The organism is Neomicrococcus aestuarii, from assembly GCF_014201135.1.
GTDB classification, from domain to species: Bacteria; Actinomycetota; Actinomycetes; order Actinomycetales; family Micrococcaceae; genus Neomicrococcus; species Neomicrococcus aestuarii.
Genome location: NZ_JACHDR010000001.1, coordinates 250,653 through 261,544, shown reverse-complemented (window position 1 = coordinate 261,544; position 10,892 = coordinate 250,653). Strand labels below are relative to the sequence as shown.

The window sequence follows — 10,892 nt, the reverse complement described above, 5'->3', positions numbered from 1 at the left end:
ACTAGAGCCGGTCAGCCCAGTACCCCCACGGGTGCGCTTGAAGCACTGGATCACCCTCGCTTGAGAGCACAAAGGCATACCCGGGAACATCGGCGCGATCCTCGGCCAAGCGCTGCTGAATCAGCGGCAATACCTTCTGCCCTTCGAGCGCTTGCCAGCGCACGCGCGATCCCAACGAGTCAATGAGTGTCTCGAATTCGGACGGATCTGGCAAGTACGCAATCACGGCCGTGTGGATCACCACGATGGTGGCCCGTGGCGCTTCGCGTTCGGCGCGTTCCACGAGGGCCGGCAGTTCTTTGAGCAAATCCCCCGTCACTGACACCCAGGGTCCCTTAGCACGCGCTTCGGCGGCGGCTGCCGCGGCGTGCGGCAAAATGCGAGCGCGATGCTCATGCCCTGGCCAGATCAGCGCCTTCATCCACTGGATCTGGTCGCGGCCCGCTTCGGTCTCCGGATTCAGTTCGAGCGGATTCAAGTCAATGCCAGCGCGCCACACAATCTGTGGCACTGAGGTCGGCGCCGACCATGTCTGCGGGAGGTCACCGCGCAGCTCGCACGTCAGCTCTACGGCTGAGGGGCCCTCGCTAGGATCGGCCCGAGCAATTTCCTCACCGGACTCATCCACGTAGCGGTAGGAATAGTGATCAGGGATCAGCGTCAGACCAGCAGAGTGCCCCACCTCAATGAGGGCGATCGGCCCGCTGATCTCCGCAAAGAGCAGGTTATGGATCGCGCAGCGACCGGCCTCGTTCGTTTGCGTTGAGCGTTCCAGGATGATCGGACGAATCTGATCCCACTGCTGCTTCAGGAACGCAATAAAAGCGGCACCGTCCGCGGTATCGAGAGCCCACGCTGCGTCGTCGTGCGGGCCGGAAAGAAACCGCGCCGCCGCGAAAACCAAATTCGGCTGGCGCTTCATCTCGGGAAGCCCCGCAAGCAATTCTTGGGCCGCCGCGGACTCCACCACGGCAAGGCACCACTCCACGTACACGGGCGCGTTGAGGATCTCCCGCTCCGCGAAGCGTCGATAGCTCGAGGCAACGTCCTCGAAGTTCATGTCCATACTGTGACTCTAGTCTCCAATGGGAGAATCTATGGCTATGGAAATCTTTCGCGCCGAAGCATCGCATGCGGCTCTGATTGGGCAACTTTTGTGGGACTTCAACTCAGAATTTGGGAGTACGACGACGCCTGCTAGCGATTTCGCTGCCCGTTTCGAAACGCTGTTGGAGCGCGAGGACGTGCTGGTTTACGTGTCCGGGACCCCGGATTCGCCTACAGGTTTCGCGTATTTCACGCTACGGCCCACCCCCTATTTTGATGGGCCGTTAGCGCAACTCGAGGAACTCTATGTGGTGCCGGAGTTCCGTAACCATGGTCTTGGCACGCTCTTAGTGGGCATGGCACAAGAAGACTTAATGGACCTCGATTGTCGAGAAATTCATATCAATGTTGACGAAATTGATACGGATACCCGCAGGTTTTATGAAGGCTTGGGATTCTCCAATATCCAGCCAGGCGAGGATTACCGCATGCTGTGCTATCTCAAGGAGCTATAGCGCTACGGGTTGACCACTTCATGGCGCAACAAGACCGGAAGCGACAAAGAGACAATGCCTTTTACGGTACGGCGAATATCGGCTCGTGTGGCGGAATCGAGGTCTTCCCACGGGCGTGAAAGGTTCATGCCCCGCGAATAATTGCTGGCGATTTCGTCAATCATTTCCGGAGAAATTTCGTCCATCAGGACTTGCGGGTTTGCGTAAAACGCTTCCCGATCTTCGACTATTGGGCTTGCGAATTCTTCGAAAGTTGCAAGTTTGGTCCCTTGGTTCATGATGCGCTCCTATGTGCATGCCGCCCCGTAGCCCGGGAACGTCCAAGCTTCGAAGCGGCGATCTGAACCCCAACGCAAATATTCTAGGGGCGGAGTCAGCCAAACCGCTTGACCATTCGTCTAAAGATGCCCTGGCACCCCTTTCTCCGTGTATTTCCGGCGCCCCGCGAGACCCTGCTCGATTGTTCCACAATAGTTGGATTACAACGTATATATATCTTCGCATAGGTGACGATTAATATGATGGATGATTTTCCAACTTACCTTTAATCCACTGTTAAACATGCTCTGACTATGAGTTATATGTGCTTCATGAATTTGTTTAACTATTGAGGTGGCGAAAAATTGCACAGTCGCCAAATCCTCCGTTAGGCTACGAGTAATGATCCTGGGGGGGTGCCTCTATGTTCTGTGTCAAGCTATTTTCAGCTCCGGAACATCATAAAGTGAGCCATCCCGGATCATCGCAAACAGGACCGTCGGTCGACGGTGCGCCAACGCGATGAGCGCCTGGTTATGGCGTTTACCTTGAGCTCGTTTCCGGTCGTAATATTCCCGGCTGGCTGGATCGAAACGGATGGCCGCGAACGCCGAAAGGAAGAGCGCACGTTTCAATCCTTTGTTGCCTGAATGGCTGACTCGCTCGGACTTGATCGAAGTCCCTGACTGGCGCGTGGTCGGTGCCAAACCAGCGTAGGAAGACAACGCTGCGGCGCTGGTGAAGGTCTTGCCGGAGATCTCGGCGATGATGATCGCGGCGGTCCTGACAGCGACCCCTGGCATGGATGTCAGGACCGGGTAAAGAGGGTGGGCCTCCACCATGGTTTCAAGATGTGCAGCAACATCAGCTCGCTGTGCGTGCAAGGAAATCATTTGTCGTGCTAGGTGAGGGATGACCAAGCCTGCGGCGTCGGTGCCGACCACGATGACGCTCTGTTCATCCAAGGCGTCGATGACGGTTGAAGCCCACGCTGTGTGCCGGCGAGCTCCGTATTTCTTCAGCTTCGCATCGATCCGGGCTTTGCCGGCATGCCTCAGCGCGGCTGGGGTGGGCCAGGCTGCGAGGACTTCAAGTACCGCGTCGTGTTCCAGCCATGGGCCGAGGATTCGTTCAAGTGGTGGGTGGATTTGGGTCAACAGTCCGCGGATCCTGTTGCTGGTTTGGGTGATCTGCCTGGCTAGATCCAGATCAAATCCGGTGAGCATGCCCAAGGTGGCTTCATCCTCATCAGAGACCTGGATGCTGCGCAGCGTGTGCGGCATGGTGCGGGCCGCGTCCGCGATGATGAACGCGTCTTTTTCGTCGGTTTTCGCCGTGCCGGGATACATATCTGCGATCCGCCGCATCGAAAGTCCGGGCAGGTAGGCCACCGGAATACCGAGGTTCTGGGCGACCGCAACAGCGAGGGCTCCGATGGTAGCTGGCTGGTCCACGACGACCAGGACGGTGCCTTTGGCACTGAGATTCTGGTAGACCGAGACGAGTTTGGCTTCGTCGTTAGGCAGGGTCTTGTTCCAGATTTTGGTGCCGTCCTTAGTGACGGCGCAGGCCCAGTGGTCGGTTTTCCCTACGTCGAGTCCGAGGAAAATATCGATGTCCGTGGTGATCATGGCTAGTGCTCCTTTGAACTAGTTTTTGTTCAAGGTCGACCAACCGTCGGTAGCGAAGTCTTACATCCACGTTATGACAGGCGTCCATTTTCTGGCGCCGCGCCCCTCATCAGCAATCACCACGCTGCCATCCCAATCTCGGTGGCAACACCCCCCGGATCATTGGTTAGACAGGGGCAAGACACCATGCCGAGATTGGTCGGCCGACAGTCCCTATGATCCTCTTTTTAGGGACTATCAAAAAGATAACGAGGCTGCTCCGGCATGTGCATGCCACGGCGGTGGAATGAGTGGTGGGTTCTTGCCATTTCGAACCTGCCGGTGGAGATAGCTCGTACGTTCATTTGCTTCTGAAGCTGTATTTCAGCACGTTCATTCCCATGCGTGCACTTCTGGCACTGGTCACCGGGATCAATCCGGGCGCTCTAGATTGAGCTCTGGGGGGGCGGAATCGGGTTCAGTGCCAATCCCGAGCCAGCCGCCATGACGTTTCTGCGCCGTTCGGGTGGTGCTGTTCATTATGGATTTTGTATCCGAGTTCGAATCCTGGAGGATCCGATGGAAAGGAAAAGAGATTGAAAAACGTGCGACTATTTCCGTTTCGATTTACCGGTAGCAGCGGGTGAAGGTTTACGCTGGTGCTGAACTCGCGAACTCATCGAGGAAGGAAACGAAGCATGTCAGATGAATCAGTGCCGACAACCGGCGCAAAGCTCGCGGCCGAATTCCTGGGCACTTTTGTGCTCGTACTCGGCGGTTGCGGCTCAGCTATTTTCGCCGCAAAAGTTATCGCAGACGACACCGTGAACATGGGGATCGGATTCCTGGGCGTAGCCCTGGCCTTCGGTCTGACCGTATTGATCATGGCCTATGCGGTGGGCCATATTTCCGGTGGACACTTCAATCCAGCGGTTACTGTTGGCACAGCATTAGCTGGCCGTACGCCGTGGAAGGATGTTGCCCCGTACATCATCACGCAAATCATCGCCGCTAGTGTGGCAGGTGCTGCATTGTTCACCATTGCCTCGGGCAAGGACGGATTCAACGCGGTTGAATCAGGATTCGCTTCCAACGGCTATGGCGATCGTTCACCGGATGGCTACTCCCTGATGGCTGGCCTGATTGCGGAAATTATCTTGACCGCGATTTTCCTTTTTGTGATCCTCGGATCCACCGACAAGCGTGCTCCACAAGGATTCGCGCCGATTGCAATCGGCTTGTCCCTGACACTGATCCACCTGGTCGCAATCCCAATCACCAATACCTCGGTGAACCCTGCACGTTCGTTAGGCGTGGCATGGTTTGCGGGCCCGGAAGCGCTGGGGCAGGTATGGCTGTTTATCGTGGCACCAATCATTGGTGCTGCGATTGCCGGCGTCAGCTACAAGATGCTGTTCCCAGCTTTTGTCGATAAGGCGCGTGAGGGATTCGATAAGAACTAGCGTGCATCCGTCAGGTCGTTACCTGCACGGCACGGACTCCCGGAGCAGTTCAAATTTCGCTGCGCCGGGAGTCCGTTTTATGCGTTCGAATAGAAATTCCGCGTCGGACCGGCTCACGGGGGTGCCCCTATGTTCTGTGTCAAGCGATTTTCTGCTCGGGAGTTTCGTATAGTGACCCGTCGCGGATCATGGCGAACAAGACGGTGAGCCGTCGGTGAGCCAATGCGATGAGCGCTTGGTTGTGACGTTTACCTTGAGCTCGTTTCCGGTCGTAATATTCCCGGCTGGCTGGATCGAAACGGATGGCCGCGAACGCCGAAAGGAAGAGCGCACGTTTCAATCCTTTATTGCCTGAATGGCTGACTCGCTCGGACTTGATCGAAGTCCCTGACTGGCGCGTGGTCGGTGCCAAACCAGCGTAGGAAGACAACGCTGCGGCGCTGGTGAAGGTCTTGCCGGAGGTCTCGGCGATGATGATCGCGGCGGTCCTGACAGCGACCCCTGGCATGGACGTCAAGACCGGGTAAAGAGGGTGTGCCTCCACCATGGTTTCAAGATGTGTGGCAACGTCATCGCGTTGGGAATGCAAGGAAATCAGCTGCCGGGCAAGGTGAGGGATGACTAGACCTGCCGCGTCGGTGCCTACCACGACGACGCTCTGTTCATCCAAGGCGTCGATGACGGTTGAAGCCCACGCGGTGTGCCGGCGTGCTCCGTGCTTCTTGAGCTTCGCATCGATCCGGGCTTTGCCCGCATGCTTTAGCAGTGCTGGGGTTGGCCAGGTTGCGAGAACTTCCAACACCGCGTCGTGTTCCAGCCAGGGGCCGAGGATACGTTCTAGCGGTGGGTGGATTTGGGTCAACAGTCCGCGGATCCTGTTGCTGGTCTGTGTGATCTGCCTGGCTAGATCCAGATCAAATCCGGTGAGCATACCCAATGTGGCTTCGTCTTCGTCGGATACCTCAATGCTGCGCAAGGTATGCGGCATGGTGCGGGCCGCGTCCGCGATGATGAACGCGTCTTTTTCGTCTGTTTTCGCGTTTCCTGGGTACATGTCAGCGATGCGCCGCATCGAAAGTCCAGGCAGGTAGGCAACAGTGATTCCCAATTGCTGGGCGACCGCGACGGCCAGCGCACCAATGGTGGCGGGCTGATAAACAACAACCAGCACGCGGCCCTTGGTGCTGAGATTTTCATAGATAGCGGTGAGTTTGGCTTCGTCGTTGGGCAGGGTTTTGTTCCAAATTTTGGTGCCGTCTTTGGAGACGGCGCAGGCCCAGTGATCGCTTTTCCCCACGTCGAGGCCAAGGAATATGTCGATATCCGTGGTTTTCATGGCTAGTGCTCCTTTGAACTCGTTCCTGTTCAAGGTCGACCAACCGTCGGTAGCAAAGTCTTACATCCACGTTATGACAGGCGACCGTATCTTGGCGCCACGCCCCTCATCAGCAATCACCTTGCTGCCATCCCAATCTCGGTGGCAACACCCCCCCCGGATCATTGGTTAGACAGGGGCAAGACACCATGCCGAGATTGGCCGGCCGACAGTCCCTATAATCCACTACTAGGGGCCGTCAACAACATAACGGGAAACTAATGACTGAGTTGTTGGGAAATAAATATGCCGACAATCCGTACTTTGAGGATCTGAGTCGGCATTTGGAAGCTGGCCTGAACGGCACAGACGACCATGAAGATGTCGCCATTTTCGGGGCAGAAGAACCTGTACCAAGCCGCACGTTGCCAGACATCTTCCGGGCAACCGCCAAGGAATTTCCGCACGCTACCGCACTCGAAGGCAGCGATGCATCGCTGACCTATGCGGAGCTCTCTGAACTACTAGACCTGCATGTCAGCCGGCTTCGCGATGCCGGCGTGGGACGTGGCGACCGCGTGGGACTGCGCGTCCCGTCCGGCACCACCGATCTTTACACCGCCATTCTGGCGATCCTCTTCGCCGGAGCAGCTTACGTTCCCGTGGATTGGGATGACCCAGACTCTCGCGCTGACACGGTCTTCACTGAGGCCAACGTGTGCGCCGTCATCGGTGCCAATCTGGAAATCACCCCACGCATTGACGGTCACCGCAACATGGATCACAGCGAGCCGTCCATTCACGACGACGCGTGGATCATCTTCACTTCCGGCACCACCGGTGTGCCCAAAGGTGTGGCAGTCACACACCGATCAGCGGCCGCACTCGTGGACACTGAGGCAACGTTCTATCTCAGCGAGGAGCCACTGAACCCAGATGATCGCGTCATGGCCGGCCTCTCCGTTGCCTTCGACGCCTCGTGTGAGGAAATGTGGCTCGCATGGCGCCACGGCGCCACCTTGGTCGCCGCGTCCCGCGACACCGTCCGCTCCGGCGAAGACCTTGGATTGTGGATCCGAGACCACCACATCACCGCTATCTCCACCGTCCCAACCCTTGCCTCGATGTGTCCGGCCGACTCTATGGAACAAGTTCGTCTCCTGATCTTTTGCGGCGAAGCCTGTCCCCCAGAGCTGATCGAACGGCTCTCCGTTCCCGGTCGCGAAGTATGGAACACCTACGGCCCCACGGAAGCAACCGTCATCGCAACGGCGGCACTGTAGGAACCAGGCGACGTCGTCCGGATTGGCCGCCCCTTGCGGGGCTGGAACCTCGCCGTCGTGGACAGCGAAGGATTCCCCGTGCGCTGGGGCGACACCGGCGAACTGGTAATCGGCGGCGTAGGACTGGGCCGTTACCTCGATGACGCCAAAGACGCGGAAAAGTATGCACCGCTGCTTGCTCTTGGGTGGGACCGTGCTTACCGGACCGGCGACCATGTGGTGGCCGACCCCGAGGGTCTCGTGTGTTTGCCGGCCGCATTGACGATCAAATCAAGATGGGCGGCCGTCGCCTGGAACTTGGCGAGATCGACGAAGCGATCACTTCCCTTCCTGCGGTTCTTGTGGGCGCTGCTACGAAGCAGACACCAACGGTGGCTCAGATGTCCTTGTGGGCTACTTCGTGTCTCGCACCGGCGAAAAATTGGATGTCAGCGAGCTTCGTTCGGCACTGTCCAGCAAACTGCCGGGCGGTGTGGCTCCATCCTTGTGCCAGCTGGATTCCATGCCGCTGAAAACCTCGTGCAAGGTGGACCGTAAGGCGCTGCCGTGGCCGCTGCCCTTCGCCGACGATGTGGATGACGAGCCCATCGATGAATCTCTCGAGTGGCTCCGCGACGAGTGGGTTGACCTGCTAGGGCCCATTCCTTTGAACGCCGAGAGCGACTTCTTTGCCAACGGCGGAAGCTCCGTGTTGGTGGCGAACCTGTTGACCCGCGTTCGCGCGAAGTTCCCGGACGCAACCATCGCCGGGATGTACGCGAATTCGAGCCTCCAAGCTATGGGCTTCTATTTGCAGGGAATCGGAGACGGTTCGGGAGGAGGCGGCGGCGAACGCGCGCCGCGAGACGAACCGCAGGCGCCCCGCGCCTCCGCGGGCTGGTACCAAACCGCGTTTTTGGGCTTCCTCTACGCGATCACCGGCTTGCGCTACGTGGCGGCTGCTCTTGCAGTGGTGTGGATTCTGGCAGCCTTCTTCCGAGCTGGCTGGGTTCCACTGCCCGAGTGTTACATCGCGCTCACACCATGGCTCCTGTTCTTCACGTTGCCGGCTCGCGTGTTCTGGACGTCACTGGGGGTCCGCTTCTTCAACTCCTTCGTCAAGCCTGGGGACGTTGAACGCGGCTCCTGGCCGCACTTGTGCCTCTGGAGCGCCGAACGACTCCTCACGTTCCAGAAGCTTGATGTCCTCTACGGAACTCCGTTCAACACCCCGTTGCACCGTCTCTTTGGCAACAAGGTGGGAGACGACGCGGTGCTCTACAACGCACCTCCGGTAGCGGGACTTGCGAGCATTGGCAATCAAGCGTCCGTTGAAGTGGAAGCAGACTTGAGCGGCTACTGGATCGACGGCGACACCGTGCACGTCGGCAAGGTCACCATTGGGGATCGCGCCCGAATTGGTGCTCGTTCCATCGCCCCGCCGGATGTCACCATCGGTGACGACGCAGAAATTGAATCGGGTTCCCACTTTCACGGCACTGTTCCGGCCGGAGAGTTCTGGGGCGGTTCGCCGTTCCACATCATTGGGGTGGCCGGAGAATCGTGGCCTCGTGAATCCTCCACGGCCGAACCACGTGTTCAGTGCTGGAGCGAACGCAAGTACCGTCGAGCATCCGCTCTGGCGATCTTCTATGTCTCCTTCATTCCGATGCTGGCCATCATCCCTGGTGGCGCCATCATCATGACCTTGCAGATCGACACGCAGTACTACGAAGACGTGTTTGTAGCGTTGGCTTGGTATGTCCCGATTTTCACGATCCTCACTGCGTTGACGTTGCTGACCTTGATTGTGGCAACCGTCCGCGTGGTGACGGGCGACCTTCGGCCAGGGTACTTCTCCGTGCGCAGCCGTGAGGGTCTCTCGGCGTGGATCACATGGTCGTTGTTGCAGAGGTCCTTGATTCAGGCCTACCCCATTTACGCGTCCTGGTTCACCCCCACGTTCTTGCGGTTGTTGGGAGCTCGCGTGGGAAAGAACGTGGAGATTTCCACGATCGAAACCATTCCGCACCTGACCCGCTTGGATGACGGCTGCTTCATTGCCGATCACGCCTCGCTGACCAGTACGCGGCCCCGGACAAGCCAGCTCAGGGCACCACCTGGATTGGCAAGACCGCCACGGAGATCCCGCGCGCTCAGGTGGAAGCGGACGCCGAGAAAACGTACAACCCGTCCCGCTCCCTCAAGAGGAAGCGCGTCTTTGTGGAGTTGTGCCGCCTCATTCCGCTCATGATCACCTCCTGGGTGGATCTGTTCGTGATCTATTGGCTCACGATGATCTACATGAACGGAGACTCTCCGCTGGATGGGCTCATCGCGGCCATCTTGGCATCCCCGTTTGTGGCGATGGTGGCAGCCAGCATCTTTGCCATCATCCCGCTCATCCTCAAATGGGTACTGATTGGTCACTACCCTGTGGGGGATCGTCCGCTCTTTAGCTCCTTCGTGTGGCGAGGAGAGCTTGTGGACGTGTTTGTTGAACAGCTAGCAGTTCCGTCCTTCGTGCGTCATGCCTTGGGTTCACCGCTGTTCAACGTGTATCAGCGCCTCATGGGCGTGAAAATCGGTCGCGGCGCGTGGGTGGAATCGTGGTGGCTTCCTGAATTTGACCTCGTGAACATCGGCGAGCGCGCCACCATCAACCGCGGCACCGTCCTTCAAACCCACCTTTTCCAAGACCGAGTGATGTCCATGGAGCGCGTCTACGTGCACGATGGCGCCACGCTGGGCCCGAACTCCTTCATTTTGCCGGGCTCATCTATTTGCGAACGAAGCACTGTAGGACCGGGCTCTCTGGTCCTAAGACAAGAAGTGATCCCGCCTGATGGCTATTGGGCGGGTAACCCAGCACAACGAGTTAATGAGCAGGAGCTGGTCCACCATGGCTGAACCAAAGACCGAACTCATGGAGCAAGTCTCTTCGTCCCACCCGCAACCAGGACCTCGGCCCGCGCATTCCATTTGGGTGGGCGGCGAAGGACCCGCGCCTCGCGAAGCAACGAATACTGACGCCCGGCCTTTCGCTACGGAAACTCACGACCAGTTCACCGAAGTTAGCCCCAACTACCGCGGTCGGCATAATGCGAAGCGCCGCAAGAGGAAGCGCACCATGAAAGAGAACGTTCCACAGAAACGGTTGCGCGGCGTTGACGTCGCCCGAGGAATCGCCTTTATTGGCATGGTGGTCATTCACACGTTGCCGTCCTACGACCGGACCACGGGCGAACCGACTGCCGCGTGGTCCATCTTCTCCGGCAACGCTTCAGCACTCTTCGCTCTGCTGGCCGGAGTGAGCCTCGCGTTCATGACCGGCGGTTCCAACCCGTACCACGGCGATAAACGCGTTCGCGGTCTACCACGCCTACCAGGCCGGATTTGAACCGCTCACTGGTAATCCCACG

At 58.3% G+C, this 10,892-nt stretch carries 10 protein-coding genes; 6 read left to right on the top strand and 4 right to left on the bottom strand.

Annotated elements, in window-relative coordinates; all coding sequences use genetic code 11:
- Position 1 precedes the first annotated feature (1 nt).
- Positions 2-1,066 carry a DUF2332 domain-containing protein gene (locus HD598_RS01150; RefSeq protein WP_183663243.1) on the bottom strand — a complete coding sequence of 355 codons (1,065 nt, stop codon included), beginning with the start codon at positions 1,064-1,066 and terminating at the stop codon, positions 2-4.
- A 37-nt stretch (positions 1,067-1,103) separates the two neighbouring features.
- Between HD598_RS01150 and HD598_RS01145 the strand changes: the two genes are divergently transcribed.
- Positions 1,104-1,562 carry a GNAT family N-acetyltransferase gene (locus HD598_RS01145; protein ID WP_221244566.1) on the top strand — a complete coding sequence of 153 codons (459 nt, stop codon included), beginning with the start codon at positions 1,104-1,106 and terminating at the stop codon, positions 1,560-1,562.
- Positions 1,563-1,564: 2 nt separating this feature from the next.
- Here the strand turns inward: HD598_RS01145 and HD598_RS01140 are convergent, their stop codons facing one another.
- Together HD598_RS01140 and HD598_RS01135 are read right to left on the bottom strand one after the other, a co-directional pair.
- Positions 1,565-1,840: a hypothetical protein gene (locus tag HD598_RS01140; RefSeq protein WP_183663237.1), complete on the bottom strand. Its 276-nt coding sequence runs from the start codon at positions 1,838-1,840 to the stop codon at positions 1,565-1,567.
- A 414-nt stretch (positions 1,841-2,254) separates the two neighbouring features.
- Positions 2,255-3,451 (bottom strand): IS110-like element ISAar17 family transposase, encoded by a 1,197-nt coding sequence (locus tag HD598_RS01135; protein WP_183663234.1) that lies wholly within the window; start codon positions 3,449-3,451, stop codon positions 2,255-2,257.
- A 677-nt stretch (positions 3,452-4,128) separates the two neighbouring features.
- Between HD598_RS01135 and aqpZ the strand changes: the two genes are divergently transcribed.
- Complete coding sequence (aqpZ, locus tag HD598_RS01130) at positions 4,129-4,893, top strand: aquaporin Z (RefSeq protein WP_183663231.1); 765 nt, start codon at positions 4,129-4,131, stop codon at positions 4,891-4,893.
- A gap of 139 nt (positions 4,894-5,032) precedes the next feature.
- Here the strand turns inward: aqpZ and HD598_RS01125 are convergent, their stop codons facing one another.
- Positions 5,033-6,229 carry an IS110 family RNA-guided transposase gene (locus HD598_RS01125; RefSeq protein ID WP_183663228.1) on the bottom strand — a complete coding sequence of 399 codons (1,197 nt, stop codon included), beginning with the start codon at positions 6,227-6,229 and terminating at the stop codon, positions 5,033-5,035.
- Between the two features lie 260 nt (positions 6,230-6,489).
- Here HD598_RS01125 and HD598_RS13275 point away from each other — a divergent pair, with 260 nt between their 5' ends.
- From HD598_RS13275 to HD598_RS01115, 4 genes are all read left to right on the top strand, one after another.
- Entirely contained in the window at positions 6,490-7,491 is a 1,002-nt protein-coding gene (locus HD598_RS13275) for an AMP-binding protein (RefSeq protein WP_221244565.1), read from the top strand.
- 400 nt (positions 7,492-7,891) lie between these two features.
- Entirely contained in the window at positions 7,892-9,724 is a 1,833-nt protein-coding gene (locus tag HD598_RS13270) for a hypothetical protein (RefSeq protein WP_221244564.1), read from the top strand.
- On the top strand, positions 9,721-10,380 hold the full coding sequence (locus tag HD598_RS13265; protein WP_221244563.1) for a hypothetical protein: 660 nt from the start codon (positions 9,721-9,723) through the stop codon (positions 10,378-10,380). Before HD598_RS13270 ends, HD598_RS13265 begins: the two co-directional genes overlap by 4 nt.
- Positions 10,373-10,870, top strand: coding sequence for a heparan-alpha-glucosaminide N-acetyltransferase domain-containing protein (locus tag HD598_RS01115; RefSeq protein WP_183663224.1), 498 nt, complete (start codon positions 10,373-10,375; stop codon positions 10,868-10,870). The genes HD598_RS13265 and HD598_RS01115 overlap by 8 nt, the downstream gene beginning before the upstream one ends.
- Positions 10,871-10,892 lie beyond the last annotated feature (22 nt).